The 26,326-nt window shown below is 69.2% G+C and carries 31 protein-coding genes; 13 read left to right on the forward strand and 18 right to left on the reverse strand.

The genetic code is table 11. The features are described 5' to 3' along the window. Window positions 1–34 precede the first annotated feature (34 nt). From L3Q65_RS25145 to L3Q65_RS25165, 5 genes are all read right to left on the reverse strand, one after another. Window positions 35–685 carry a response regulator transcription factor gene (locus L3Q65_RS25145; protein ID WP_182891453.1) on the reverse strand — a complete coding sequence of 217 codons (651 nt, stop codon included), beginning with the start codon at window positions 683–685 and terminating at the stop codon, window positions 35–37. After that, window positions 673–1,914, reverse strand: a complete 1,242-nt coding sequence (locus L3Q65_RS25150) for a sensor histidine kinase (protein WP_182891452.1) — start codon at window positions 1,912–1,914, stop codon at window positions 673–675. Before L3Q65_RS25150 ends, L3Q65_RS25145 begins: the two co-directional genes overlap by 13 nt. A 65-nt stretch (window positions 1,915–1,979) precedes the next feature. Beyond that, a complete protein-coding gene (locus L3Q65_RS25155) occupies window positions 1,980–2,261 on the reverse strand; it encodes a hypothetical protein (RefSeq protein ID WP_182891451.1) in 282 nt (93 codons plus the stop codon). Next, window positions 2,258–2,707, reverse strand: coding sequence for a hypothetical protein (locus L3Q65_RS25160; protein WP_182891450.1), 450 nt, complete (start codon window positions 2,705–2,707; stop codon window positions 2,258–2,260). The genes L3Q65_RS25155 and L3Q65_RS25160 overlap by 4 nt, the downstream gene beginning before the upstream one ends. Continuing rightward, window positions 2,704–3,375 carry a DJ-1/PfpI family protein gene (locus tag L3Q65_RS25165; RefSeq protein ID WP_220507177.1) on the reverse strand — a complete coding sequence of 224 codons (672 nt, stop codon included), beginning with the start codon at window positions 3,373–3,375 and terminating at the stop codon, window positions 2,704–2,706. Before L3Q65_RS25165 ends, L3Q65_RS25160 begins: the two co-directional genes overlap by 4 nt. 122 nt (window positions 3,376–3,497) lie before the next feature. Between L3Q65_RS25165 and L3Q65_RS25170 the strand changes: the two genes are divergently transcribed. The 9 genes from L3Q65_RS25170 (at window position 3,498) to L3Q65_RS25210 (ending at window position 13,370) form a co-directional block, all read left to right on the forward strand. Then, window positions 3,498–4,457, forward strand: coding sequence for a GlxA family transcriptional regulator (locus L3Q65_RS25170; protein WP_220507176.1), 960 nt, complete (start codon window positions 3,498–3,500; stop codon window positions 4,455–4,457). A gap of 98 nt (window positions 4,458–4,555) precedes the next feature. After that, window positions 4,556–5,581 (forward strand): ABC transporter permease, encoded by a 1,026-nt coding sequence (locus L3Q65_RS25175; RefSeq protein ID WP_182891447.1) that lies wholly within the window; start codon window positions 4,556–4,558, stop codon window positions 5,579–5,581. Continuing rightward, window positions 5,578–6,543: an ABC transporter permease gene (locus tag L3Q65_RS25180; protein ID WP_182891446.1), complete on the forward strand. Its 966-nt coding sequence runs from the start codon at window positions 5,578–5,580 to the stop codon at window positions 6,541–6,543. Before L3Q65_RS25175 ends, L3Q65_RS25180 begins: the two co-directional genes overlap by 4 nt. Continuing rightward, window positions 6,540–7,547, forward strand: coding sequence for an ABC transporter ATP-binding protein (locus L3Q65_RS25185; protein ID WP_220507175.1), 1,008 nt, complete (start codon window positions 6,540–6,542; stop codon window positions 7,545–7,547). The genes L3Q65_RS25180 and L3Q65_RS25185 overlap by 4 nt, the downstream gene beginning before the upstream one ends. Continuing rightward, entirely contained in the window at window positions 7,547–8,557 is a 1,011-nt protein-coding gene (locus tag L3Q65_RS25190; protein ID WP_182891445.1) for an ABC transporter ATP-binding protein, read from the forward strand. Before L3Q65_RS25185 ends, L3Q65_RS25190 begins: the two co-directional genes overlap by 1 nt. Then, a complete protein-coding gene (locus L3Q65_RS25195) occupies window positions 8,550–9,494 on the forward strand; it encodes a LysR family transcriptional regulator (RefSeq protein WP_182891444.1) in 945 nt (314 codons plus the stop codon). Before L3Q65_RS25190 ends, L3Q65_RS25195 begins: the two co-directional genes overlap by 8 nt. Further along, entirely contained in the window at window positions 9,491–11,191 is a 1,701-nt protein-coding gene (locus L3Q65_RS25200; RefSeq protein WP_237596821.1) for an ABC transporter substrate-binding protein, read from the forward strand. Before L3Q65_RS25195 ends, L3Q65_RS25200 begins: the two co-directional genes overlap by 4 nt. Window positions 11,192–11,227: 36 nt before the next feature. Next, window positions 11,228–12,298, forward strand: a complete 1,071-nt coding sequence (locus L3Q65_RS25205) for a hypothetical protein (RefSeq protein WP_237596822.1) — start codon at window positions 11,228–11,230, stop codon at window positions 12,296–12,298. Between the two features lie 46 nt (window positions 12,299–12,344). After that, a complete protein-coding gene (locus L3Q65_RS25210) occupies window positions 12,345–13,370 on the forward strand; it encodes a LysR family transcriptional regulator (protein ID WP_182891441.1) in 1,026 nt (341 codons plus the stop codon). Here L3Q65_RS25210 and L3Q65_RS25215 read toward each other — a convergent pair. The 4 genes from L3Q65_RS25215 to L3Q65_RS25230 all read right to left on the reverse strand — a co-directional run bounded on the left by L3Q65_RS25215 (window position 13,338) and on the right by L3Q65_RS25230 (window position 16,743). Continuing rightward, a complete protein-coding gene (locus L3Q65_RS25215; RefSeq protein WP_182891440.1) occupies window positions 13,338–14,021 on the reverse strand; it encodes an ABC transporter ATP-binding protein in 684 nt (227 codons plus the stop codon). The genes L3Q65_RS25210 and L3Q65_RS25215 overlap by 33 nt on opposite strands. Before the next feature lie 3 nt (window positions 14,022–14,024). Continuing rightward, entirely contained in the window at window positions 14,025–15,332 is a 1,308-nt protein-coding gene (locus L3Q65_RS25220; RefSeq protein WP_237596823.1) for a hypothetical protein, read from the reverse strand. Further along, complete coding sequence (locus tag L3Q65_RS25225; RefSeq protein WP_237596824.1) at window positions 15,329–16,282, reverse strand: hypothetical protein; 954 nt, start codon at window positions 16,280–16,282, stop codon at window positions 15,329–15,331. The genes L3Q65_RS25220 and L3Q65_RS25225 overlap by 4 nt, the downstream gene beginning before the upstream one ends. 113 nt (window positions 16,283–16,395) lie before the next feature. Continuing rightward, the gene (locus tag L3Q65_RS25230) at window positions 16,396–16,743 is read right to left on the reverse strand and encodes a lactococcin 972 family bacteriocin (protein ID WP_182891437.1); all 348 of its coding nucleotides are present in this window, start codon (window positions 16,741–16,743) and stop codon (window positions 16,396–16,398) included. Window positions 16,744–17,340: 597 nt separating this feature from the next. Between L3Q65_RS25230 and L3Q65_RS25235 the strand changes: the two genes are divergently transcribed. Then, a complete protein-coding gene (locus L3Q65_RS25235) occupies window positions 17,341–17,937 on the forward strand; it encodes a TetR/AcrR family transcriptional regulator (protein WP_182891436.1) in 597 nt (198 codons plus the stop codon). Window positions 17,938–17,941: 4 nt separating this feature from the next. On the opposite strand, the gene L3Q65_RS25240 is transcribed toward L3Q65_RS25235, so the two are convergent. Continuing rightward, window positions 17,942–18,511 carry a TetR/AcrR family transcriptional regulator gene (locus tag L3Q65_RS25240; RefSeq protein WP_237596825.1) on the reverse strand — a complete coding sequence of 190 codons (570 nt, stop codon included), beginning with the start codon at window positions 18,509–18,511 and terminating at the stop codon, window positions 17,942–17,944. A 31-nt stretch (window positions 18,512–18,542) separates the two neighbouring features. On the opposite strand from L3Q65_RS25240, the gene L3Q65_RS25245 reads away from it, so the two are divergent. Next, complete coding sequence (locus L3Q65_RS25245; protein ID WP_220507174.1) at window positions 18,543–18,980, forward strand: PaaI family thioesterase; 438 nt, start codon at window positions 18,543–18,545, stop codon at window positions 18,978–18,980. Here L3Q65_RS25245 and L3Q65_RS25250 read toward each other — a convergent pair. Then, window positions 18,877–20,220 carry an MFS transporter gene (locus L3Q65_RS25250; RefSeq protein WP_237596826.1) on the reverse strand — a complete coding sequence of 448 codons (1,344 nt, stop codon included), beginning with the start codon at window positions 20,218–20,220 and terminating at the stop codon, window positions 18,877–18,879. The two genes, L3Q65_RS25245 and L3Q65_RS25250, sit on opposite strands and share 104 nt — an antisense overlap. Between L3Q65_RS25250 and L3Q65_RS25255 the strand changes: the two genes are divergently transcribed. Further along, a complete protein-coding gene (locus L3Q65_RS25255; RefSeq protein WP_370648117.1) occupies window positions 20,206–20,847 on the forward strand; it encodes a hypothetical protein in 642 nt (213 codons plus the stop codon). The two genes, L3Q65_RS25250 and L3Q65_RS25255, sit on opposite strands and share 15 nt — an antisense overlap. 3 nt (window positions 20,848–20,850) lie before the next feature. Here the strand turns inward: L3Q65_RS25255 and L3Q65_RS47375 are convergent, their stop codons facing one another. From L3Q65_RS47375 to L3Q65_RS47385, 5 genes are all read right to left on the reverse strand, one after another. Then, a complete protein-coding gene (locus L3Q65_RS47375) occupies window positions 20,851–21,063 on the reverse strand; it encodes an SDR family oxidoreductase (RefSeq protein WP_255750829.1) in 213 nt (70 codons plus the stop codon). A gap of 65 nt (window positions 21,064–21,128) precedes the next feature. Further along, the gene (locus L3Q65_RS47380) at window positions 21,129–21,611 is read right to left on the reverse strand and encodes an SDR family NAD(P)-dependent oxidoreductase (RefSeq protein WP_370648118.1); all 483 of its coding nucleotides are present in this window, start codon (window positions 21,609–21,611) and stop codon (window positions 21,129–21,131) included. Next, on the reverse strand, window positions 21,581–22,225 hold the full coding sequence (locus L3Q65_RS25265; RefSeq protein WP_182891433.1) for an O-methyltransferase: 645 nt from the start codon (window positions 22,223–22,225) through the stop codon (window positions 21,581–21,583). The genes L3Q65_RS47380 and L3Q65_RS25265 overlap by 31 nt, the downstream gene beginning before the upstream one ends. Next, entirely contained in the window at window positions 22,222–22,755 is a 534-nt protein-coding gene (locus L3Q65_RS25270) for a nuclear transport factor 2 family protein (RefSeq protein ID WP_220507173.1), read from the reverse strand. Before L3Q65_RS25270 ends, L3Q65_RS25265 begins: the two co-directional genes overlap by 4 nt. A 222-nt stretch (window positions 22,756–22,977) precedes the next feature. After that, a complete protein-coding gene (locus tag L3Q65_RS47385; protein ID WP_255750830.1) occupies window positions 22,978–23,106 on the reverse strand; it encodes a hypothetical protein in 129 nt (42 codons plus the stop codon). A 145-nt stretch (window positions 23,107–23,251) separates the two neighbouring features. On the opposite strand from L3Q65_RS47385, the gene L3Q65_RS25275 reads away from it, so the two are divergent. Then, a complete protein-coding gene (locus L3Q65_RS25275; protein ID WP_182891431.1) occupies window positions 23,252–24,034 on the forward strand; it encodes a helix-turn-helix domain-containing protein in 783 nt (260 codons plus the stop codon). A 3-nt stretch (window positions 24,035–24,037) separates the two neighbouring features. On the opposite strand, the gene L3Q65_RS25280 is transcribed toward L3Q65_RS25275, so the two are convergent. Then, window positions 24,038–25,333 carry a carboxylesterase/lipase family protein gene (locus L3Q65_RS25280; protein ID WP_237596827.1) on the reverse strand — a complete coding sequence of 432 codons (1,296 nt, stop codon included), beginning with the start codon at window positions 25,331–25,333 and terminating at the stop codon, window positions 24,038–24,040. A 10-nt stretch (window positions 25,334–25,343) separates the two neighbouring features. Continuing rightward, window positions 25,344–26,249, reverse strand: coding sequence for an MBL fold metallo-hydrolase (locus L3Q65_RS25285; protein ID WP_237596828.1), 906 nt, complete (start codon window positions 26,247–26,249; stop codon window positions 25,344–25,346). Window positions 26,250–26,326: the final 77 nt, after the last annotated feature.

The following is a 26,326-nucleotide window of genomic DNA, read 5'->3' on the forward strand; positions in this document are numbered from 1 at the left end:
CTCCAGCCGCAGATCGTGGTCGCCGACGGGAAGGTCAGGACCGGGACGCTCCAAGGAACCGCAGCACGGCCAGCACCCGGCGATGGTCCGCGTCGGCCACCGGCAGGTCGAGCTTGGCGAAAATGCTGTTGATGTGCTTCGCCACCGCACTCTCGCTCACCACCAGCGCCTGCGCGATGCCGGCATTGGAGCGGCCCTCGGCCATCAGCCCGAGCACCTCCCGTTCACGGGGAGTCAGCCGCGCGAGCGGGTCGCTGTCGCGCCGCAGCAGCAACTGGGCGACGACCTGCGGATCCAGGGCCGTGCCCCCGCCGGCCACCCGCCGGACCGCCGCCACGAAGTCGGCGACGTCGGCTACCCGCTGCTTGAGCAGGTAGCCCACCCCGCTGGTGTTCGCGGACAGCAGGTCGGCCGCGTACCGCTCCTCCACGTACTGCGAAAGCAGCACCACCGGCGACCCCGGCCAGCGGCGGCGGATCTCCATCGCCGCCCGCACTCCCTCGTCGGTGAAGCCGGGCGGCATCCGGACGTCGATCAGGGCGAGTTCGGGCCGGTGCTCCGCCACCGCCGCCAGCAGCCCCTCCGCGTCGCCTGCTTCCGCGACGACCTGGAACCCGCCCGTCTCCAGCACTTTGGTCAGGCCGACCCGCAACAACACCGAATCCTCGGCGATCACCGCGCGCACGGCAGCTCCGCGGTGACGGTGGTGGGCCCGCCGGCGGGGCTGCTGACGCGGAAGGCCCCGTCGAGGGAACCGACCCGCTTGGCCAGCCCAGTCAGCCCCGTGCCGGCGGCGTCGGCACCGCCCAGCCCGTCGTCGGTGACGCGCACTCGCAGCACCTCGCCGACCTGACGGACGATCACCTCCGCACGCATCGCGTTGGCGTGCTTGGTCGCATTGGCCAGCGCCTCGGAGATCACGAAGTACGCGACTGACTCCACGGTGGGCGCCATCCGCTCCGCCAGATCGACCCGAAGCCGCACCGGCAGGGGCGTGCGGGCGGCCAGCCCGGACAACGCCGCGTCCAGACCTCGGTCTTCGAGTACGGCCGGGTGCAGCCCCCGCACCAGGTCGTCGAGTTCGGCGATCGCTTCCTTCGCCTCCAGGTGCGCCTTCTCGATCACCTCGCGGGCGTCGCTCGGCAGGTCCGGGCGGGTGGCGATGGCCAGACCCAGGTTGACCGCGAGGGACACCAACCGCTGCTGGGTGCCGTCGTGCAGGTCGCGTTCGATCCGGCGGCGCTCCGCGTCGACGGCCTCGATCAGCTCGGTCCGGCTTCCGGCCAGCTGATCGACCCGCTCCTGCAGCCGCTGCGCACGGCTGGGCCCGAGCAGGCCCGACGCCAGCCGCGTTTCGGCCCGGGCCGCTGCCCTCGCGGTCCAGGGCAGCGCGCACAGGAGGAGGAGCCCAGCCGCGGTGTAAGCCGGGAGCTGGGTCAGGTAGCCGAACCAGTCCTGGCGGATTCCGGTCGGCAGCGCCCATGCCCAGGCGTAGGAGGTGACGCCCGCCAGGCACGCCGCTGCCGCCGCGAGCACCAGCAGCTCCAGCAGCGCGAGCGGCGGACCCAGCAGGAGGTGGTAGCCGATCTTGCGCCAGGGCCGCGTCGCCGCGAGCCATCGGGCGGTCGAGGCCCACGTCCGCTGTTCCGGTGCGGCGGCGAGCCGGGGGACGTCCACGCCGATGAGCACCCGGTAGCGGGCGCGCTGAACGGCCGTCAGCACCGGGGAGCCGAGCAGGACCAGGGCGGCCGGCACGGAAACCGCGAGGAGCCAGCTCCCGGTCCTGGCGACGGTCGCCGCCGCCCAGGCCCACCCGGGGACCAGCGCCAGGTGCGGCAGCACCCCAGCGGCGAGAAAGCCGGTGTCCCGCCGCGCCCGGAGGACCGCACGGCTCAGTCCGGCGGGAATCTTCATGGCATGACGCTAAGGCACCGGGTGAGGACGGTGCCATGAAGCCCGTGCCCGGTCTCGTGGTGAACCTAGTGCCACCTGTCGCGCTCGGTTCCCTGACGCACGGGCGAAGCAGCCCGTGCCGCGAGAAGACCGCCGATTCCCGGAATCAGCGCCAGCAGCCAGGTCCGATGACGGCCTCCCATGACCAGCACGGCAGCGATCACCGTTGCCGTATAAGCCAATCCGTGCACCGGGCCGAGCACCTGCGAGACCTGCGGCTGATGCACGGTCACGATGTTGCCCAGCATCAGCACCAGCGTCGTCAATTCCACCGCGCCGATGATTTCCAGAATCCGTCGCGGGCTCACAATCCGACTCCCGTCGTCGAGCCGGGACGGTAGATCATCAGTACGACCACCACCGCCCAGAGCAGATTGAAAACGCCGGTCGTCATTCCCAGGCGAACGGTCACCGGCTTCTCTGCCCCGAGTGCGTCGACTACGCGTTTCTGACCGGGCAGGATCACTGCGATCAGGATTCCGGCGGCGGCGACGGTCAGAATCAGCGAGACGATCAGCCACGTGTCCCCCAGCACGCCCATCCGGGCGCCGGTCGCGATACCGAACACCGGGACGAGCGCGCCGAGCACCGCGTACACGCGGGTCGTGCGGTGGAGAACCTGCAGCGTGGCAGCTTTTTTCGGGTCGTCGGTGGCGAGCCGGGCAGCGCTGGGGAACATGCTCGCGGCGACGGCGACCGGGCCGATGGCGAGAATGGCCGCTAACACGTGAATCGACAGCAGGAAAGCGTTCACTCGTTTTCACCGACACCGCTAGTGCTGCCCTGGAGTACACCGTCGCGCTCAGCTTTCCAAGCGGTACCCCGGCGTTCGTATTCGAAAAGCTCCTCGACGGCATGCGCGGCGTGCGAACCGAAATCGCGCTCCAGCACGTAAAGAGCCACATCAAGACCGGAAGTAACGCCACCGCCGCTGATCACATCGCCGTCGTCCACGACCCTGGCGCGGACGGCGTTCACTCCGGCGGCGCTGAGCTGGTCGATGCCGAGCACATGCGTCGTCGCGGTGCGGCCCTCGAGCAAACCGGCCATCGCCAGCGCGAGCGACCCGCCGCAGATGGTCACGACCGTGTTGTCCGGATTGTCGAACGCGCGCCGCAGCAACGGCTTCGCATCCCCCGAAGCGAAGCGCGACAACAGGGCCGGAATGGTCTCGACGCCCGTGTCGGGATCGCCGTCCACCGGGCCGGCGGCCCCGGGGATGAGTACGTAGCCGACCGCGTCCGGGTCGAAGGCGGCGGTCGCGGTGAGAGCGAGCCCGGGGACGCCGGAGCGCACGACGCCGGGGCCGTCCGCGCTCACGAGCTCGACGGCGAGTTTGCCGCTCGCCGCCAGCACTTCGAACGGAGCGACGACGTCGAGCGGGTCGAACCCGTCGAAGAGCACGAACTGGGCCCGCAGCATGGGTGGTTCCTTTCGATGGACGCTTTCGTCCATCGAAAGCCATCCGCGATGATCTCCACAATGGCTATCAGGACACCTCCCACCTATATCTGGCCACGTGGCAGATGCCTTACGCTCCAGGGATGTACACCACAGCGGTGCTCGCCCTCCCGGACTCGATCCCATTCGATCTGGCCACGCCGATCGAGACCTTCGGACGCGTCCGGCTCCCCGACGGCCGCCCGGGGTACCGCACGCTCGTCGCCGGTCCGGAGCGCGACATCGAGGCAGGCCCGTTGCGATTGGCGGTCGACGAGAACCTCGACGCCCTCCAGCGAGCCGACCTCGTCGTGGTGCCGGGACGGGAGAACCCGCTGGCACCCGCACCGCTCGCCGTACTGGAAGCATTGCGGGCCGCCGCGGACCGAGGCACCCGAATCGCGTCGATCTGCGTCGGGGCATTCACGCTCGCCGAAGCAGGATTGCTCGACGGCCTGGATGCGACCACACATTGGCTCGCCGCCGACGAATTCGCGAGGAAATACCCGGCCGTCCGTTTGAATCCCGACGTGCTTTACACCGACAACGGGAAAATCCTCACTTCCGCGGGCGCGGTCGCCGGAATTGACCTGTGCCTGCACATCGTCCAGAACGATTACGGAACCGCAGTCGCGGCCGACGCCGCCCGCCTCGCTGTCGCGCCATTGCACCGGCCAGGCGGACAGGCGCAATACATCGTCCGCAACCGCGCCCCCAGCCGTCCGGCCACGCTCGGCCAGATCCTGCCGTGGATCGAGGAAAACGCGTACCGGGACCTGGCGCTCGCGGACATCGCCGCCGCGGCCGGGCTGAGCGTGCGCACGCTCACCAGGCGATTCAAGGACGAAACCGGCCAAAGCCCCATGCAATGGGTCGCCGGAGTGCGCATCCGCCAGGCACAGGAACTGCTCGAAACGACCGATCACACCGTCGACCGGATCGCCGCGCAGACCGGATTCCCGACGACCAGCAACTTCCGTTCCCAGTTCGGCCAGGTGGTCGGAGTGACGCCCGGCGCGTACCGGAAAGTATTCCGGGCGGGGCCGCATCGCCCAGCCGATTAGGCCGTCTTATCGAATGCGATGCCGGTCTTCTTGCCGGAAAACGCGACCCTTCTCTAACTTTTGCCGACAGGAACGGTGAAATCCGAGGGGGTGGCCAGGTGACCGAGCTCCATGCCGCCGCGACGCGAGCGGAACCCGCACCCGGCGGCGGACCGTGGCGACGCGGCCTCCGCGCCCTGCTCGGCAACACCCGGGTCATGGTGTCCGCGGCGATCCTGGCCGTGATCGTGGCGCTGTGCCTGCTCGCGCCGCTGTACGCCAGCCACGTCTCCGGCACCGACCCGTTCGTCGCCGACCCGGTCGGCAGCACGGTGCTCAACGACGGAACCGTGGTGCCGCTGCTGCAACCAGCGGCCCAGGGCGTCGGCGTGCTGCCGATCGGTCCCACCGGACAGGCGCATTTCCTGCTCGGCGCGGACGGAGACGGCCGCGACGTCGCCGCCCGGATCCTCTACGGCGGCCGGAACACCCTGGTCATCGGAGTGCTCGCCGGCCTCGTCGCCTGTGCGGGCGGCCTGGTGGTCGGGCTGATCGCCGGATACGTCGGCGGGGCTGTCGACGGCGTGCTGTCCCGGGTCCTCGACGTCGTGTGGGCGTTTCCGGTGCTGATGCTGGCGATCTCGATTTCCGCGATCAGCTTCGCGTCCGGGATCAGCCTCGGTTTCGTCCGGGTCAGTTCCGGCAGTCTCGCACTGCCGGTCCTCATTATCGGTGTGGTCTATGTGCCTTATGTCGCGCGACCGGTGCGCGGCGCGGTGCTGTCCGTGCGCGCCGCGGACTACGTCGGCGCGGCGACGTCCTACGGCGCCGGGCACGGCCGGATCATCCGCCGGGAAATCCTGCCGAACGTGCTGTCCCGGGTGATCGTGCTGTTCCCGCTGATGGTGGCGACCGCGATGCTCCTGGAATCCGGCCTGTCCTTCCTCGGCATCGGCGTGCATCCGCCCGCCGCGAGCTGGGGCACGATCATCGAGGACGGCACGCAACTGCTGCGCAACCGGCCGCTGATGGCGATCGTGCCCGGCGCGCTGCTCGCGATCACCGTGTGCGTGCTGAACATCCTCGGCGACGCGATCCGGGACGCCTTCGACCCGAAGGCCGAACTGCGGATGCGTGCCCGGTGATCGGCTACGTCGTGCGCCGCGTGTTCTCCGCGGCGGGAGTGCTGATCGCGGTGAGCATTCTGGTGTTCCTGATCTTCTTCAAGACCCCGGGCGTCGACCCGGCGCGGCAGATCGCGGGCAAGCAGGCGACCCCGCAGGTGATCGCGCAGATCCGGACCGACTTCGGCCTCGACAAACCGTTGCCGGTGCAGTACTTCGCCATGATGAAGCGCCTGGTCATCGACCGGGACCTGGTCTCCTACACCGATCGCGGCCCGGTGCTCTCCCGCGTGGCCAAGGCGGTCCCGGTCACGCTGTCGCTGGTCGGCGGGGCCGCGGTGATCTGGCTGCTGCTCGCGCTCGGGGCGGGCACGCTCGCCGCCGTTTTCCGCGGCCGGGCGGTGGATCCGCTGCTGATGGGCCTCGGCCTGGCGGGCATGTCGCTTCCGGTGTACTGGCTAGGCGGCGTGGTTAATCTGCTCACCCAGGGCACCTGGCATGCCAGCGTCTTCAGCTGGTTGCCGGAACTGGGCTACACGCCGATCAACGTCGACCCGCTGAAGTGGTTCGGGCAGCTGCTGTTCCCGTGGATCACGCTCGCGATCGGCACCGCCGGACTGTACGCGCGCGTGCTGCGGGCCGACCTGATCGAGGTCGACCGGTCCGAGTTCGTGCTCACCGCGCGGGCGAAGGGGCTTTCCGAATCCCGGGTGCTGTTCCGGCACGTGCTGCGGAACTCGCTGATCCCGTTCGTCAGCCTGTTCGGCCTCGACCTCGGGGCCATGCTCGGCGGGGCCGCGGTGCTCACCGAGCAGGTGTTCGGCCTGCCCGGGGTCGGCAACCTCACCTTCCACTCGCTCAGCCGATTCGACCTGCCGGTGCTGATGGCGGTGACGCTGTACGGCGCGTTCGCCGTCGTGCTGGTGAACCTCCTGGTCGACCTCGGTTACGCGGCCCTTGACCCGAGGATCCGAGTGCGATGACGAGCCTGCCCGCGAAAGTCCTGTCCGCAGAAGGCCTGACCGTGGAGTTCCGCACGCGCAGCGGTTCGGTGCGGGTGGTGGACGACGTGTCGTTCGAGCTCCCGCAGGGCGAAACCCTCGGCGTGGTCGGCGAATCCGGGTCCGGGAAGTCGGTCACCATGCTCGCGCTGCTCGGCCTGATCCGCGACGGCAACGCGGTCGTCGGCGGCCGGGTGCTGTTCGACGGGCAGGATCTCCTCGCCCTCCCGCCGAAGCGGATGCGCGACTACCGCGGCAACCGGATCGCGATGATCTTCCAGGACCCGATGACGTCGCTGAACCCGGTGTACCGCGTGGGATGGCAGATCGCCGAACAGATATGCCAGCACCAGCGCATCGGCATGCGGGCCGCCCGCCGCCGCGCGGTCGAACTGCTCGACCTCGTCGGCATCCCGAGCCCGGGCGCACGCGCGCGGGACTATCCGCACCAGTTTTCCGGCGGCATGCGGCAGCGCGTGATGATCGCGATGGCGCTGTCCTGCGAACCCGACATCCTGATCGCCGACGAGCCGACCACCGCGCTGGACGTTTCGGTGCAGGCCCAGATCCTGCGCATCATCCGCGACCTGAGCGCGCGCACCGGCACCAGCGTCATCCTGATCACGCACGACCTCGGGGTGCTCGCCGGGATCGCGTCGCGGGTGCAGGTGATGTACGCCGGACGGATCGTCGAGCAGGCGCCGACCGCGCAGTTGTTCGCCCGGCCGCGGCATCCCTACACCGTCGGGCTGCTCGGCTCGATTCCCCGGCTGGACGCGCCGCGGCCGGTCCGGCTGCCGTCGATCGACGGCCTGCCCCCGCTGGCTGCCGACATCGGACCGGGCTGCGCGTTCGCGCCGCGCTGCCCGGAGGCGGAGGCGGTCTGCGTGCGGAAGCGGCCGGTACTGCTGCCCTCGGCGGTGGAGCATCTCGACGCCTGCCTGCTGCGGCACGCGTCAACGCCGGACGAAAAGAGAACCGCCTGATGTCCGCCCTCCTCAGCACCACAGACCTGGTCAAATGGTTCCCGGTACGGCGATACCGCCTTGGCCGCCCCGGTCGGCTGCACGCCGTCGACGGGGTCTCGCTGTCCGTGCGACGCGGCGAAACGCTCGGCCTCGTCGGGGAATCCGGCTGCGGCAAGTCGACGCTCGGCCGCTGCCTCGTCCGGCTGTACCAGCCGAGCCGCGGGTCGATCAATTTCGACGGCAGAGATATCAGCCGGACCGGCCGTCGCGGGCTGCGTCCCGTCCGCCGGTCGGTGCAGATGATCTTCCAGGACCCGTACGCCAGCCTGAATCCACGACGCCGGATCGGCGATTCGGTCGCCGAACCGCTGCGCGTGCACCGCCAGCCCGCGACGCGCTCGGACATCGCCGAACTCCTCGTCCTGACCGGGCTTTCCGCCGAACTCGCCGACCGGTTCCCGCACGAGTTGTCCGGCGGCCAGCGCCAACGCGCGGTGATCGCACGAGCCTTGGCGCTGCGGCCGCGGGTCGTGGTCGCCGACGAACCGGTCTCCGCGCTGGACGTCTCGGTGCAGGCGCAGATCCTGAACCTGTTCGACGATCTCAAGGAACGGCTCGGCCTCACCTACGTGTTCATCGCGCACGATCTCGGCGTCGTGCGGCACACCTCCGACCGGGTCGCGGTGATGTATCTCGGCCGGATCGTCGAACAGGCGCCGGTCGCTGAGATCTTTGCCGCGCCGCACCATCCCTACACCGCGGCGCTGCTGGCGTCGGTGCCGATCCCGGATCCGGCGGCGGGCGCGGGCTGGCGGGACACCACGCTGGCCGGGGACGTGCCGAGCCCGCTCACCCCGCCGAGCGGCTGCCGCTTCCACCCGCGCTGCCCGCGCGCCACCAGCGTGTGCCGGACTACGGAACCGGTGCTGGCCACGGAAACCGCGGGACACGACGTCGCCTGCCACCACCCGCTCGAGCCGGCGGTCCAGGCCGCGCCCGCCGAACCGGAGGCCGCTCTCGATGACTAGCGCCGAAACCGATCAATCCGCCCGCCCGACCCTCCCCCAGCTCGCCGCGCTGATCGCCATCTCCGCGACCGGTTCCTTCGCCGGCGCCGCCACCGCGCTGGGCTGCACCCAATCCGCGGTGAGCCAACGGGTCGCCAGCCTCGAACGCGGACTCGGCGTGCTGCTGGTGCACCGGTCCCGGCAGCAGCGCCGCGTCTCGCTCACCGAAGCGGGCGACACCCTGGTCGCCGCCGCCGAACAGGTCGGCGGGATTCTCTCGGTCGCGCTGAGCCAGGTGGAGACGATCCGCAAGGGGCTGAACGCGACCGTCCGGATCGGCTTGTTCACCAGCGCGAGCGAGCGGGTGATCCCGCCGATGATGGCGGCACTGCGGCGGCAGCCGGTCGACTACCGGATCGAACTGGTCGAACTGGATCAGCAAACCGAGGTCTCCCGGCTGGTGCGCAACGGGGACATCGACCTCGCCTTCGTGAAGCTGCCGATCGCCGATCCGGCGCTGCACACCGCGGAACTCCTCACCGACCCGTTCGTGCTGCTCATGCCCGCAGCCGCCGCACCGCTCCCGGCCGGACGGCTCGCCGGGCTGCCGTTGATCGGACTGCGCGGCCAGCGGGATCCGATGGAGGCCTGGGCCGCGTCCGTCGGCGCGGAGCTGAACTGGGTGCTGGAGATGGAAACCAACCACGCTGTCGAGGCGATGGTCGCCGCCGGGCTCGGCTACGGCGCGGTGCCGCGGCTCACCCTCGGCGGCCGGACCCCGAGCGTGCGAAGGATTTCCCTCGCGGGGACCGTCCCGGCGCGGACCGTCGGCATCGCTTGGCGGCGATATCACCCGCGGCTGGCGTTCATTCGCGGCGTCATCGACATCATCCAGCGGGTGTGCGCCCGTTCAGCGGAGATCCTGCCGCCGGTCGACAGTGAGGGACTGGCGCGATGAAGCGGAAATCAGCGGTGCTCGCGTCTTCGGTGCTCCTCGCCGCGAGCGGATGCGCCGTGGACGACACGCTGGACCTGACGTCGATCGCCCCCGGCGATCACGGACATCAGGGCGGGATCGAGGTCCTGCTGTCGTCCGGCAATGTCGGCACCGCGGACCCGATGGTCAACTTCTCGACCTCGTCCTGGACGCTTTTCACCGCGACCTACGACGGTCTCACCGCGTTCACCAAGTCCGGCCCGGAAACCGGCCAGCACGTGACCCCGGATCTCGTCACCGAAATCCCGAAGCCCACCGACGGCGGTCTCAAGTGGACGTTCACCCTGCGGTCCGGGATCCGGTTCAGCGACGGGCGCGAGGTCCGGCCGAAGGACGTCAAGGCGTCGTTCGAGCGGATGTTCAAGGTGCACGGTCCGACGACGTCCTCGCAGTTCGACGTCCTCGCCGGGGCGAAGGAATGCCTCGACACCCCGGAAACCTGCGATCTGTCGAAAGGCATCGCGATCGACGAGGCCACCAGGAAGATCGCCTTCACGCTGACCGAGCCGGATCCCGAACTCCCCCAGCAGCTCGGCCAGCCGCTCGCGTCGATCCTGCCCGCGGACACACCGCCGGCCGACGTCGGCTCGGACGTGTCGAAACTGCGCTCGACCGGGCCATATTACTGGGCGAGCTACGATCCGACCGACCGCGTCGTACTGAAACGCAATCCGTATTTCCGGTCGTGGTCGCCGCTTGCCGCGCCCGAGGGATATCCGGACCAGATCGTCCAGAAATTCGGCCTCGAACCGACCGACCAGATCACCGCGGTGATCAACGGACAGGCCGATCTCGCGGGCGACCAGCCGCCGCCGGACCGATTGAACGAGATCAGCCTCGACCATCCGCGGCAATTACACACCGACCAGCTCGGGCACGTCTGGTATTGGGCGCTGAACACCCGGATTCCGCCGTTCGACAATCTCAAGGCGAGACAGGCGGTGAATTACGCGTTCGACCGCAATTCGGCGGTGCTGCAGGCGGGCGGTCCGGGACTGGCCATCCCGACCTGCCAGGTCCTGGTGCCGAACATCCCCGGCTACCAGCAGTACTGCCCGTGGACGAGCAACCCGGGGCCGAACGGCCGCGGACCGTGGCGCGGACCCGATCTCGCGAAAGCGAAACGGCTGGTCGCGGAATCCGGCACCGCCGGGGCAGCCGTTTCAGTGGTACCGGGAAACAACCGGATGCATATCGCGATGGGCGAATACATGCAGACCCTGTTGACGGATCTGGGGTACCGTGCGACGCTGAAACCGATGGACGAAGGGTTGCAGTACCCCTTTGTCCAGAATTCGGGAAACCGCGTCGAAGCCGCCTTGACCGACTGGTCCCAGGACTATCCGGCGCCGAGCGATTTCCTGAAAGTGCTGACGTCCTGCGCCGCGTTCGTGCCGAATTCGGACGCGAGCCCGAACGTCGGCGGATTCTGCGATCCGGCCATCGACGCCCGGATGACCGACGCGCTGCGGCTGGCGAACACCGACCCGGACGCGGCGAACGCGAAGTGGGCCGAGATCGACCGCGCGGTCACCGACCAGGCCCCGTGGGTCTCCCTGTACGTGCCGAAATGGATCGATTTCACCTCGGCGCGGCTCGGCAACTACCGGTTCAGCGGCCAGTTCGGCTTCCTGCCCGGCGTCGCCTGGCTGCGCTGACTTCTCCCGGAAATCCCCGTCCAGCAAAGGAGTGGCATGCCGGACCCCGACGGTTCCCCGCGATACGCGCCCGACGCCGCCACGTTGCGCAGGCGTCTCCTGCCGCTGCTCGCCGCGCGCGGGCCGTCGGGCTACGAGGAAGAACCAGTGCGCGCCTGGGTCGCGCTGGCGGGGGAATTCGCGGATGTGCACGTCGATCCGCTCGGCAGCGGGCACGCGGTGGTGAACCCGGGCAGCACTCCGCGGATCACCCTGATCGGGCACATCGACGAAATCGGGCTGAGCGTCAGCCACATCGACGACGCCGGACGGCTGTGGGCGGTCAGCATCGGCTGCTGGGACGCCGCGATCCTGTACGGCCAGCATGTCGTGGTGCTCGCCGAGAACGGCCGGGTGCCGGGCGTGATCGGCACCGCGCCGCCGCATCTGAACGACGGGGATTCCTCGCCCAAGATGGCCGATCTGTGGATCGACATCGGCGCCACCAGCCGGGCCGACGCGCAATCGGTGATCACCGTCGGCGACCCGGTGGTGTTCGGCGCGTCCCCGGTCGACCTGCGCAACGGCCGGATCGCCGCTCCGGCGCTGGACAACCGGCTCGGCGCGCTGGCGGTCCTCGAAGCGGCACGCGCGGCAGCAGCGGCGTCGGTCACCGCCGAGATCTCCGTGGTCGCCAGCGTGCGCGAGGAAACGAGCTACCACGGCGCGATGGGAGCCGTGTACGCGACGGAACCGAACTTCGCGCTCGCGATCGACACCACCTTCGCCAGCGACATCCCGGAGGACGGCATCGAACACAAAACCGGCGACCACCGGCTCGGCTCCGGCCCGGCGATCGGCCGCGGCGCCGTCACCGACGAACCCATGGCCCGCAGCCTGCGCACGCTGGCCAAGGAGCTCGGAATCCCTTACACCATCGAGGCGTACGGCGACGAAAGCGGCTCCGACGCCGACGCCATGGCCGCCGTCGCCGCCGGGATCCGGTGCGGCGTCATCAACATCCCGATCCGGCACATGCACAGCTCCGGCGAAGTGGCGGATCTCGCCGATCTGGCGAGCACGATCGAGCTCGCCACCGCGTTCTGCCTCGCCGGAGGGACCCGATGAGCCGCACGCGACGGGAAGCCTGAGTTCCTGGCAAGGAGGCCAGCCCATGATCGGCGCGGAACGACGGAACCGGCTCGGCCGGGTTGTGCTGGACGCCATCTGGTCCGACGGCGGCCGCCTCACGCTGCTGCAGCTGAGAGCGCTGTACGCGGTCGCGAACGAAGGCTCGTTCGCGGCCGCCGCGGTGGAGCTCGGCTGCAGCCAGCCCGCGGTCAGCCAGCGCATCGCGTCGATCGAACGGCGGCTCGGCGTCGTGCTGGTCCGCCGGACGTCCGGGCAGCGCCAGGTGCGGCTCACCGACGCCGGGATCGCGCTGGTCAACGCCGCCGAACAGGTGCAGGTCATCCTCCGCACCGCGACGAGGCACATCCAGGACATGCGCGACGGCCGCGAACCGACCGTCCGGATCGGCGTGTTCTCGAGCGTCGCGGTGCGGGTGATGCCGCTGGTGCTGGCCGCGATGCGCACCCAGCACCTCCCGTGCCGGATCAAACCCATCGAGGTCGACGACGACGTCCGCCTTCAGGAACTGCTGCGCTTCGGCGAGATCGACATCGCGTTCGTCATCTTCCCCCTGCAAAGCGGGGAAGCACACGGGCTGGAACTGTTCAGCGACCCGTTCATCCTGCTCGCGCCCCGGAACGCCCCGCTGGCCTCCGTCGACCGCGTCCGCCCGGCTGACCTGCGCGGTCTGCCCATGGTGTGCCTGACCAGCGAACAACTCGAGGTCGCCGCCGAGCTTCGCAGGCAGGGCATCGAGCCGAACTGGGTCTTCGACACGGACAAGATCCACGTCGTGGAACCGCTGGTCGCCGCGGATGTCGGGTATTCGATCGTGCCGCAACTGGCATTGGGGCAACGGCATCCGGGCGTCACCCGGTTCTCGCTGAGCGAGATCGTGTCGCCGCGAGAGATCGGGATCGCCTGGCCGCCGCATCATCCGCGGCTCGGTTTGCTGCTCCGGGTCGCCGATGTCATCCGGGGCGTGTGCGCGGACCCGGCGCACATCCTGCCGCCGATCGACGCGCCCGGAGACGCCTCAGTGACCGCTGGCGACGCGCTCCTGCGTTGATTCCGCTGCGGGGCCGGAAAGATCCACCACCCGCGAACACCGCTCAGCCACCACCTCGTCGTGCGTCGCCACGATGATCGTCTTGCCCGCCTCGTTGAGCTTCTCCAGGAGATCCAAGACCCGGTCCCGGTTCCTGGCATCGAGCGAACCCGTAGGTTCGTCCGCCAGGACGAGATCGCACGGTTTGAGCAGCAGCCGCGCCACCGCGACGCGTTGCTGTTCGCCGCCGGACAGCGAGTGGATCTTCCGGTGTTCCGACCGGCGCAGCCCGACCTGCGCGAGCGCCTCCTTGACGCGGTCCCGCTTCGGCGTCCCCCGCTTGGCGTAGGTGAGCGCGACCTCCAGATTGTGTTCGACCGTCTCGCTGTCGATGAGCGCGAAATTCTGGAACAGATACCCCAGCCGGTTGCGGCGCAGCAGATTCGCCGCCCGCGAGCGCGGCCGCGGCGCGCGCTCGCCGAAAAGGCGGACCTCGCCTGCGTCAGGCGATTCCAGCAGGCCGAGCAGGTTCAGCACGGTCGACTTCCCGGCCCCGCTCGCGCCGGTCAGCGCGGTGAACTCGCCTGGCTCGACGCCGAGCGCGAAATCGTCCAGGACCGGGTGGAGATCGTACTGTTTCCGGATTCCGCGGAGTTCGCACAAGAATTCCATGGGTCACAGCTCCTTCAAGCGTTTGACCGTGTTCCGGCGCTCCAGGATCCGAGCGGTCACGACCACGAACATCGCCTCGATCGCCAGCGAGAGCACTGATACCGCGGTGAGTTCCGGAAGCCGGTCCAGCGGGCCCGCCGCGGCGTCGGCCGGCGACAGGGTGTTCATCGCCAGCACTGCCAGCCCGATCCCGGCCAGCACGGTTTGGCCCAGCCACGTTCCGCCCAGGGCGATCAGCAGTTCCCGGTACGAACGGGCGAAGCCGATCCCGTGGAGTCTGCGCACGGTGAGCCGTCGGCGCAGGCGGTCGAAGCCGATGAGCACGATCACCGCGGTCAAGGCGACCAGGACGAGCAGCGCCGCGCCAGCGAACACGGCGATCCGCGTGATCCCGCCGCGCACCTGGTCGAGCTGCGCGGCCATGGCCTCGTGCACGGTGACGAGATGCTGGAGATTGTCGTCGAGCTTGAGTTCCTTCAGTTTCGGACCGAGCGCGGCCAGTGTGCCCGCCGGATCGTCGCCGACGCGGACCTTCAGCCCGGTGTCCAAGCCGCCGGTGATCGCGTTGAGCCGGTCGACGGCGAGGCTGTTGGCCGGGGTCATGATCTCGACGATCGGGTCGGTGATCAGGTTGCCGTGCCCGGGATTGACCTGCGGGTCGTAGCTGAACACGCCTTGCCCGGAGGCGGTCCAGACGATCCGGACGCGCTGGCTCGTGAACTGCGGCTGGTCGCCGGTGATGCGTTGTTCCGCTTGCGTCGCACCGGTGATTCCCGGACCGCCGGTGCGTGTTTCCTGAAGAAGCTGGCGGATCTGCGCTTCCCTCGGCTTGAATTGCTCGGGAACGGCGACGACCCACGCCGGGTCGTCGGCGGCGACCGTGATCGGCTTCCGCGCAGTGTCCAGGATCGGGTACTGCTCAAGGTAATGCGTGTTGACCCGGATCGGCGGCACCGGCCACCGCGACGTCGGGTCCGGCGGCGTGCCCGGCTCGTAGTTGGCGGCGTCGACGAAGAGCGCGCCTGCCCGGTCGAGCACCGGATAGAGGTCCCGGGCTTCCGCGACCGACGAGGCGTTGCCGCCGGTCTCCATTTCCTGCTGGTCGTTTCCGATCAAGCGCGGGTAGAAGACCCCGTAGCCCTGGACTTTCTCCCATGGCGAAAGCAATTGCTGTTGCTTCGCCAGTTCGGAGAACTGCTGCCAGACCACCACGGCCAGCACCGCGAGGATCGCGCCGCATACCGCCTTGACCACGGCCGGTGCGGCGATCGCCAAACCGAACGGCGAACGGTGTCGCGTCCTGTGATTCACTGCAGACTTCCTTTGACGAGATCCGAAATGCGCACCCGGTGGACGACGAGCAGCCCGATGCCCAGCGTCGCCGCGAATCCGGCTGCCGTCACCGGCGCCACCGCGTACAGGAACGACGAGTCCACGCCGGGCACGACGAGGACGACCGCGGCGCACGCGCCCAGCTCCGCGAGAGTGGTACCGATCTGCATTCTCCCGACGACGTCGTACCAGATCCGCGTCGTCGGATGCCCGATCAGGCGGAGCACGCCCACCCGTTTTCCCTCGCGCAGCAACCGGAACGCAACGACCACAGTGGACGCGCCCGCCAGCAGATACGCCAGGATTCGCAGCCCTGGACCGGTTTCCGACGGCTGCTCACCGCGGTTGGGCGGAGTCAGATCGGAGACCGTGACACCCGCTTCGGCCAACCGCTCGCGGACAAGTGCGAGGAAGCGGTCCGTCGCCGGTCCCGCGTCGACCACATACCGGCCGGAACTGGGCAAGAAATCGAACGCCTGACGCAGCGGCGCGAACGCGAGCTCGTACCGGTCCGCGAAAACCGCTGGGACACCAACGTTTCCACGGCTGCCCGACGTCGAAACCGTCGCTGCCCCGCTCCGCGACTCCACGGGACTCAGCCAACGTCCTTGCGCGAGAGCGAATTCGCTGAACAACGCCGTCCGATCGCCGCCGAGCAACACGTAATGCGTAATGCGCTTGCGGTCCGCTTGAGTGCTCACGGTGGTGCGCACAACCGTGGCTCCAGTCGCCTCCGCCGCTCCGGCGAGAATGCGCAGCGTCGTCTCCGGATCCGCGACCTGTGGGCGTTCCGGCCAGACGAACGGCACTCCGACCCGGTCCGCCGCGGTCTCGCTGTGCGCTTCCTGCTCGAGAACCACGTCCATCAGAACGACCGCCGGAATGGCGAACAGGATTCCCGCGAAAAGGAGAGAGAGGATCAGTCGCACGGAAAGCTCGCTCTCGTCGCTGCTGCGTGCCTGCTGCGGTGGAGGTGCGGTGCCGGGACCCCGTCGGCCCGGCACCGCACCGTGGTGATCATGCCCGGAGCGTCAGGCCACGATCACGCGTTGGGGTTGTAGTACGTGTAGCAGGTGTAGGCCCAGCCCGCCCTGGCGTGCGCGTTGGACCAGGAACCCGCGGACGCGTACCGCTTGTCGTTGGCGGCGCCGATGGCCGCCGTCGAGCTGTGGTAGTTCCGCGGGTGGTTGTAGTTCGAGTAGCAGCCCTTCCAGACGCCGTCACGGCCGGAACCGTGGCACCAGGTGCCGCCGCCGGCGCTGCCGCAGCCCGCCGGGACAGCTTCCCGGGACGGCGACGCATTCGCGGCCGAAACGATTCCCGCGGACATGACGACCGCGAGCGAAGCGACCGAAGCCACCCTGGCGATCTTCAGAGACGCAGACCCCATTGTCATGATTTCCCCATTCTTTTTCCTGATTTCCCCTGAGCGGACCGCTCCCCTGCCCTGAGCGAAAAACATTCAGGTTCTGCCCTCGGCGCGGTAATGCGAGGACGGGAACAGCCGCGTCGTCCCCGCCGGCCCCCGACGCCGGCGGGACGTATGCGCCGGACCATTCCGGCAAGCAGGCACGGTCGGCCGGGACAGGTGCGCACGCACCCGCAGGCAACCCGCTGACCTGCGGAAACAGCTATTTCGTCACAGAGTTGTGCTCACCGAGTGCCGCGTCTCGTGCGCGGCGCGAAGAAAAACGGTGAAAACACCTGGATCCCCCTAGCGCTCGACTCCCCAATCTGACGCTGGAACAAAACACTACCGAACGTACCCGCAATCGGCCAAACGTCTTTCCGCTATGTCACTGAGATGGCGTAGCCGCTCCCGGAGCGTCGCCGGCGGTACTGCCACCCGGACCAGCCAGCGCCGCCGAATGCCGCCGCGCTCTTTCCTTCCCGGAATTCCGCGGATATCCCGCTCCCGTTTCGGAATACCGGCCGCCGCCGGACTGGTAGAATCGCCGGACAACCGCGGACAGGAAGGACCCGCGCGGTGTCACGCGCTGCAGAGCCGGAAACGCCCGTCGAGCGCCCCGGCGCCTACCGGAGCCGCTTCACCGGCGCGCTGGAGTCGCTGCTCGCGGAAAAACGCTTCCCGAAGATCACGATCGGCGACCTCGTCGGCCGCGCGCACACCTCCCGCCGCGGCTTCTACGAACAGTTCGATTCCAAGGAAGCCTGTTTGGTCGCCCTGCTCAAGGAAGCCGCCGCGACCGGCTCGGCACAGGCAGCCGCGGCGGTCGACCGCACCGCGCCCTGGCAGACGCAACTCCGCCAGCTCGTCACCGCGTGGATCGGCGTCGTCGACGCCCGGCCCGCCCCCATGCTGAGCTACATCCGCGACGTGCCGCTGCTGGACGCCCCGATCTCCGCGGACCTGAACCAGGACGCATACGTCAACGTCGCCCGCGCCATCTCGGCTGGCGCCGAATTCCGCGAGTCCGGCGGCGTTGCGCTGACGCGGACCCGCGCCCTGATCCTGTTCGGCGGCTTGGAAAAACTGGCCGAGGACGCACTGCAGCACGGTGCCGCGGTGCACGAGCACACCGAGGAAGCAGTGCGGGCCGCGATTCTTCTTGCCGCTGCGTGATATCTCAGCTCACCTGAACTGACACCGCGTCCACTAGCGTCCGATATACCTGCTGACACCGCCGAATCCGCACCGGACGCGGATCGTGGGCGATCTCCTGTCCCAGCGCGGTAAGCGATCCCAGCAACGCGACCGCGAGCTCTTCGGGACCGCCCGCCTCGCGCAGCAACGCGACAGCCGGTCCCCGCCACCACTGTTCGTCCAAGTTTCGCCACTTTTCCTGGCCCAGCACGGACGGACCGTCGACCAGCAGGATCCGCCCCACCGCCGGGTCCGCGCACCGGCGGAGAAAGAGCGAGCCGGACGCCTTGAGCCGATCGGCCGGCGTTCCCGTGCCACCGGAGCGGGCGGGCAACACCCGGTGCAGATCGGCGTGCACCTGCTCGACCACCGCGTGGAACAACTCCTGCTTGTTCTCCCAGTGGTGGTACACCGCGCCAGTGGTGGTCCCGGCCGCCGCGGCGATCTGGGCCAGCGAGGTGCCCGCGTAGCCGTGCTCGGCGAAGAGCCCGCGCGCGGCCTCGACCAGGTCGTGGCGAGTGGCCCGGGACCGTTCCTCGTTCGTTCGCCGCATCCACCTACCTAATCATGTTATGTTTCTGCGCGTGGACACGGTGCGGGCGCAGGAAATCATCGACAGCAGCCCGTTCGGGCCGTGGTGGGGTTTGGTGGTGAAGTCGGTCGAACCGGGCGTCGCGACCCTTTCCCTGCCCGCCCGTCCGGAGTTCTTCCGTCCCGGCGACGTTCTGCAGGGCGGCTGCGCCATGACGCTCGCCGACGTCACCTGCTGGATCGCGATCCTCTCCGCTCTCGGGCCCGAGGAACCGGCCGTCACGGTGAACATGACGACCGCGTTCCTCGGCGCGGCACGGTCGGATCTGACCTGCGAGTCGTCCCTGACCCGAACCGGCCGCCGGACGATCTACGGCACCGCGACGGTCACCGACGACGCGGGGCGGCAGGTGTCCCATCACACGCTGACCTACCTTCGTCCGGGGCGACAGCCGTCGACTCAGCCGGGCTCTCCCGAGCGAGCAGAGTGACAACCCCCGCGGCCACGAGCACCGCAGCGGTAACCAACGCCGTCAGCGGCCACCCGATCCGCTCAGCCGCGGTAGCACCGAACGCGGTGCCAAGGCTTCCCCCAGCGAAATACACCACCATGTAAGCACTATTGAACCGCGCAGGCGCACCAGGCTCGATCGCCAGCACCGTGCTCTGATTCGCCACCTGCGCGGCGAACAGCCCCGCGTCAAACAGCGCCAAGCAGATCAACGTCGAAACAGTGCTGGGCAAGGCAACGGCAAGCACCGCGCTGGAAACTCCAGCAAGGCCCAGCCCGCAAAGGACAACCCGACGGGCCCCCACGCGATCAGTCCACGCACCCGCGATTCGAGTGGCCAACATCCCGAGAATGCCAGCAAAAGCGTACAACCCGATCTGCTCGGCAGTATACGAAAAGGGCGGCCTGGACAGAGCAACCGCGATCCCAGACCACACCGCACAGAACGCGAAGAACCAAAGCGTCCCCCGAACCGCCGCGAGCCGAAGCACCGGATAGCGCAGGTATAGCCCCGGAATCGTGCGCAACGTGGCGAGGTAGCCACGATTGTTCCCACCGGACACCGAAGGAAGCACGAGCAGCACCGCCACCGCGACCACCGCGCATCCGGCAGCGAGAACGCCCAGCATCGCGCGCCAGCCAAGCAGGTCGGACAGCCAACCGCCGACGATGCGGCCCGCGAGGATGCCCGCTGAGATCCCAGCGGTGACGATTCCCAGCGCGGTGGCTCGCCGGTCCGGGCTCGCTAACCGAGCGGTCACTGAACTCAGCCCGGCGCCTGCCGACGAGCACGCACCGAGCACGCCGAGCACCAAGCCGAGCAACCAGACCTGGCCGACCATCGCGTTCAGCCCCAACGCGACCGCGAGCGCGCCGAACTGCGCCGACAGGACGTAGCGCGGCGGAAACTGGTCGACGAGCGGCACCAGCAACGCGAGTCCGCACAGGTAGCCGACCGGTCCGCAGGCGAGTGCGACGCCGACCGAGCCGAGCGACGTGCCGAGTGCTCCGCCGACCTCGGCGATCGCGGGCTGCAACGGGTAGATGGCCGCGGTGCCCAGCGCGGCGGCGAGTGAAATGAACCAGACGACGGGGCCGCGAATGTGATCCGAATGCACGGGTCGAGCGTAGAAAGGGCGGAGCGGGAAACGCTGGCGAAAAACCGCCATCACCCGAAGCACCGGACAAGGCGGCGCGGTTGTGGGATGATCGAGTTCCATGACGATCCCACCGCGGGCGCCGCGCTCCAGACAGTTGCCGAGCCGACCGGCCGGGTCATGACCGGCGAGCGGGCGCGGCAGATCGACGTCAGCCACCTTCCCAGGGACGTCGTGGACCTGATCGACGCGCTCGGGCCGGGCGAAAACCTGATCCTCACCAGGGACGGCGACCCGGTCGCGACGATCTCCAGCGCCGGCCGCGCGCCCGAACCGCCGCGGACGGACTACGACGACGTGACCGTGGTCGCCACCGCGATGAAGCTGTCGGCCTCGGCCCGGATGTCGCTGTCCGCCGAACTCGGCTCCGACTACCTCGTGCTGGACCTGCACTCGGCGCCGGCCACCGCCGACGTGCTGCTCGTGCCGCCGGTCAGCCCGCAGCTGATCGGCGGCCTCCGGGCGCAGTTCCCGAAGGCGCGGGTCGTGCTCGCCGAGGTCGAGGACGCGGAGCTGGGCGTCAGCTACCACGGACCGGTCCGGCGGCTGCTCGACGCCGGCGCGGAGACCTACCTGACCTCGGCGAACGTCCCGCATCTGGCGCGGCAGCTCGACCACGCGGTCACCCAGCGGCAGCAGCTCGCCGGCGGGGCGGCCGCGCCGCTGGAGATCAGCCCCGCGGACTCGTGACCGCTACCGGCCGACGCCGCCGGACACGTCGAGTTGCGTGCCGGCGATCCAGCGAGCGTCGTCCGAGGCGAGAAAGGCGACCGCGTCCGCGATGTCCTCGACCTCGCCGATGCGGCCGAGCGCGGTCCGGCTGAGGTTGTGTTCCAGGTTGTGCGGGACTTCCAGCAGCGCTGCTGTCAGGTCGGTCCGCGGGTAGCCGACCCCGACGGAATTCACCGTGATCCCGCGGGGAGCCAGGTGCTAGGCCAGGGTTTGGCTGAACATGTCGAGCGCGCCCTTGGTCATCGGATACGCGATGCCGTCCGGCGCCGTGACCCGGTGGCGACCGACGAGACGGCGATGATCCGCCCGCCGTCGCGCAGCCGGGGCAAGAGTCGCTGAGGCAAGAAGAACGGGGCTTTGACGTTGACCGCGAACATTTCGTCGAATTCCTCCGGGGTGAGGACCTCGATCGGCCGGTGCAGGAGGTAGCGGCTGGCGTTGTGCACCAGGATGTCGAGGTCTGTGTCCAGTGCGGCGGTGAGGGCCGCCGCGTCATCGGGAACGCCGAGCTCGGCACCCAACGGAAGGCCCGGTCGCCTGCCTCGTTGATCGCAGCGACCGTCTCCCCGGGCAGCGGTCTCGTTGCGGCCGTAGTGCACCGCGACCAAGGCGCCATCGCGAGCCAGGCGTCCGGCCGACGCCCCGGCTGCCCCCGGTGGCGAGGGCGACCTTGTCGCTGAGCTTCCCCATCTCAGCGTTCCCGCTCGGCTGCCTTGACGCACAGCTCGGTGCCGCCGTGCAAAGGCAGCGCGACCGACACGAATCCGTTAGCCGGGTCGCGAATCCAGGCGAGGAAATCGGGTTCGGCGTTGTCATTCAGCACATAGCCGCCGATCCGGAGGTGCGGTGCGACGAGTTCGATTACCTCGCGGGCAAGCGACGGCTCAGCGCCCAGCCACCCGTCGATCAGCGCGAAGTCGATCTGGCCGCCGAGGTCGCGCAACGTCACCCGGGCGTCGCCTTCCCGGATTTCGGCGTAGTCGGCCAGTCCGGCGTCGGCGAGGTTCCGGCGGGCCGCGGCGACCTTGGCGGGCACCAGCTCCGCACCGATCACCGTGCCTCCGCCGTTGTCGCGCACCGCGGCCGCGGCATAGAGCGTCGACAGGCCGACCGAGGTGGCGAATTCGACGGTGCGGGTGGCGCGGATGCCGCGGCACAACAGATAGATGAGGTCGCCTTGTTCCGGGGAGATCGAGAACCCGTAGTCGCTGTATTCGTGCGGGTCTCGTTCGAGGCCGTTGCGGGGGTCGCCAGCCGGGTATTGTTGAGCCGCGACGAGCTTTTCGATGACGGCGTTGACGGCCGGATCGCGGAGCGGACGGTGGATGCCAGTCATGCGGAGACTCCCGTCAACCAGGTGCGGCCTTCTCGGAGGATTTCTTGTTCCCGTTCGCTGAAGCGGGTTGGACAGGTAGCGGGCACTTGATGTCCGCTGTGCTCCAGCAGATATGCCAACGCGGCGTACTCGCGCGGATGAGCTAGTTCATCGGTGGGGCGAACCCCGAAGGGGTAGGTGAAGCCGCCCATGTCGTAAACGGAATCGCGACGCACGATGCGCCAGCTGCCGTTGCGCCGCTCGACCCGGTCGAGGAATCTGTTGTGGACGGTCACGCCGATCCCGAGTTCCAGGTGATCGGCGACAAGCATCGCATTGGTCTCCACGAAGGCACGATCGCCGACGGCCTCGATCACCGGAGCGCCGATGAAGTGCTTGCTGCGCAACGGTCCGCCGCTCATCCGGCGTGCCCCGTCGACAAAGTGCTCGGCCGGACCGGAAAACCAGAGGATCGTCAGGGTCGCGTCACCGTGGAAGAGGTTCGCGAGCGCGTCCCAGTCCTCGCGATCGCGATGGATCCAGCCGGTCATCAAGTCGGCGATCGCCTGCCGGTCGGCGGTGGAAAGTTCCTCTGTCATCGGGGATCTCCTAGTCTCGGACGGACCCGAAGGCCCACCGGAACGGACTGCACGCACAGGTCAGCAGAGCCGGGAACGCGATGCTGAAACCGAGCCCCTGAGCCCGAGGCTGGTCCTCATGTCGTGCCGACGGCCGTGCCAAAGAGCCAGGCAGCCGAATCCAGCTGCGGTGACCTAGGCGCCGAGAACGAGCGTGGCGGCGGCACCGATCCGGGCGGCGAGGCGCCCGGCGGTGAGCGCGCCCAGCACCAGTTCCATCCGGACGCCGTCCTCGGACCGCTTTTCCCGCACCGCGATCGTCATTCGGCCCCCCTGCCTCAGCACGCTAATCCGGCTTTCCTGACCAGCATCGCCGGGCGGAGAATCCGCTGCCACCGCCCGCCGGACAGCCGATACCGGGATCCCGCCAAGATCACCGGCAGGCCGTCCGGCGGTATCCTGGGAGCCGATGCCGAAACGCCGCCACCTCTGCTGGTCGGGCGACGATCCCATCCAGGGCCGCTGGTCGCTGGCCCACGGGGAAGGGGTCGCCGCGCATCAGCACGCCCGGGGACAGCTGCTGTACGCGGCGAGCGGGCTGCTGGCCACCACCACCGAACGAGGCACGTGGGTCGCGCCCGCGGATCGCATCTCCTGGACGCCGCCCTCCTTCGACCACGGGCACCGCGCTTACGGCGAGACCGAGATCAGCATTCTCGAAGTGCCCGCCGAACTGTGTTCCGCACTCCCTGCCACGCCGACTGTCTTCACAGTGTCCGCGTTGCTGCGCGCCGCGGTCTTGAAACTGACCGGCGGCACGACCTTGCGGCCGGACGTCGGCGACCGGCTGCTGCGGGTGCTGGTCGACGAGCTGACCGAAGTCCCGGAGCAGGCGATCTACCTGCCCGAACCCGCCGACGACCGGCTCCGCGCGGTCACTGATCTCCTGCGCGGGAACCCGGCCGAGACGGCCACCCTCGGCGAGCTCGGCCGGGCGGCGGGGGCCAGCGAGCGGACACTCAGCCGGCTGTTCCGCGTCGAGCTGGGGATGAGCTTCTCGCAGTGGCGCTCGCAGCTGCGGATCCAGCACGCGCTGGTGTATCTCGGACAGGGCTGTTCGGTGACCGATACCGCGCTGCGCTGCGGATGGGCCAACCCGACCAGCTTCATCGAGACCTTCTCCGCGATCCTCGGCCAGACGCCGGGGAGTTATCAGGCTGATCTTCGACGCCGGGGCGCCACCGCTCGGTGAGGTTCAGCCGAATCGATGCGGTTCAGCCTCTGCCCAGCCTGGCTCGCCGGTCCGGGCGAACGCGACCCACGCACCATGCACCTCCGCCGCGAGACCGGCCGGAGCAGCGTCCGGTCCCAGCAGGCCGGTGTCGCCGTGCAGCCACGGTTCGTCCGCGAGATCGAAGACGAACGGCAGCTCGACGGTATGCGCCGCGCCGAGCCGTCCGTCCAGTGCCGTGGAGCGGTAGCTGAACGAATAGACATACGTGCGACCGATCTCACCGTGCGCCTGTGCCATCTCAGCGGTGCCAGCGCCGAACAACAACTCGCCCAGCTGGTCGGCGGCAGCGTCCGGCTTTCCTTGCGGCACGACGTAAAGCCGACCTTCCTCGGTGTTCGTGCCGATCAGCAGGTCGACGTCGCTGACCAGGCTGCCGGCGGGCTGCACCGGCAGAACCAGGCTGAACGGGCTGAGCCCGGCGAGCGGATCCGCAGCGGTCGCGGTGCGCAGGTCCAGCCCGGACAGCGCGGGCAAGATCTCGAGGAACCGCTCGTCGGAGATCTCCCCGAATGCCGCCGCAGTCGGTTCAGTACCCAATGCGGCGGCCGCGGCCGTGGTGACCCGGTGCGCTTGCTCCGGCGTGAACGCACCTGTGCCGTTTCCGCTTTGGACAATCGCGCGCCGGAACAATCCGGCGGCCTCCGGCATCGCGAGCAGTGCACAGGTGAGGGTCGCCCCCGCGGATTGCCCGAACACCGTGACGTTCCCCGGATCCCCGCCGAACGCGGCGATCGAGTCGCGCACCCAGCGGAGCGCGGCGAGGACGTCGAGCAGCCCGCGATTGTCCGGAGCTCCTTCCAGCGCAAGGAAACCGGGAATGCCGAGCCGGTAGTTCACCGTGACGAGGACGATTCCGTCGCGGGCGAACGCGCTGCCGTCGTAGAGCGCCGCACGGGTCGAGCCGGTGACAAACCCGCCGCCGTGCACGAAGACCATGACTGGACGGTTGCCAGCGTCCGCGGCTGGTGTGCGCACGTCGAGGGTCAGGTATTCCTCACCGGGAACCCAGCCCGGCCCGAAATACGGAGTCATGTCGAGCCGCCCGAAGTCACGCGTGGGCTGCGGAGCGGTCGGCGACGGCTGCGTGCCGTCGCGTACTCCGGACCAGCCCGGGTGCGGCTCCGGCGCGGTGAACCGGCCTGGACCGATCGGAGCCGCGGCGTAGGGAATGGCCCGGTAGGGCTCGCCCGCCTCGTCGCGAAGGCCGCGCACCGCGCCCGCTGCGGTCTCGATGACCGGATTTTCTTGCTGAGACACGAGAATCCCTTCAGGAGATCCGGGAGAACCCGGCCCACTTCTTGATGGCGAACTTCGACCCGTCCCGCTCGACCTCGGCCGCGCCGGAGCCGGGAAAGTGCGCGGGGAAAAGCAGTGCGTTGTCCTCCGCGGCCCGGCCGAGCAGGGTGCGCCGGGTCGCCCGCGCCTCCGCCGGGTCCTCGCAGAAGCAGGAGTTGGTCTCCGGCTCCGCGATCTGCAGCGGGGTGTGCACCAGATCGCCGACGAACAGCGCCCGGTCGCCGCCGGAGTCCAGCGTCAGCACGGACGAGCCGGGAGTGTGCCCTGGCGCGAGGTCGAGCCGCAGATTCCGGTCGATCCGGCAGGTCCCGTCCCACAACTGGACCTGCCCCGCCTGCCGCACCGGCGCGACGCTGTCCTCGAAGACGTTCTGGTTCCCGCGCCCGAGCACGGTCTCGTTTTCGTTGGCCGGATCCCAGAACTCGAAGTCCCGCAACGGCATGAGGTACGTGGCGTTCGGAAAGGTCGGCACCCAGGCGCGGCCGTCGAGGCGCGTATTCCAGCCGACGTGATCGATATGCAAGTGGGTGTTGATGACGACATCAACGTCCTCAGGTGAGATCCCAGTGGCGGCGAGGTGGTCGAGGTAGCCGGTGTCGAGGCGGCTCCACACCGGCGCGTACGGCCGGTCCTTGTGGTTGCCGACGCCGGTGTCGACGAGGATCGTGCGGCCCTCGCTGCGCAGCAGCCACGACTGGATCGCCGACTGGCACTCACCGGTCTCCGGATCCCAGAAATCGGGGGCCAGCCAGCCGCGATGCTCCTCCCACGAGCCCGCCGGACTGTCCGGGAAGAACTGGTCCGGAGTCATCTCCACCGAACCGGAGAACTCTTTGACGCGGGTGACCGTGACGTCGCCCAGCATGATCTCGTCCATGCGACCGAGCCTGCGCGGACCGGCGAGCCCGGACCACTCCCGCGTTTTCCTACCCCGCGCAGGGTGTGGCAGCGCTG

The organism is Amycolatopsis sp. FU40, assembly GCF_021903635.1.
GTDB classification, from domain to species: domain Bacteria; phylum Actinomycetota; class Actinomycetes; order Mycobacteriales; family Pseudonocardiaceae; genus Amycolatopsis; species Amycolatopsis dendrobii.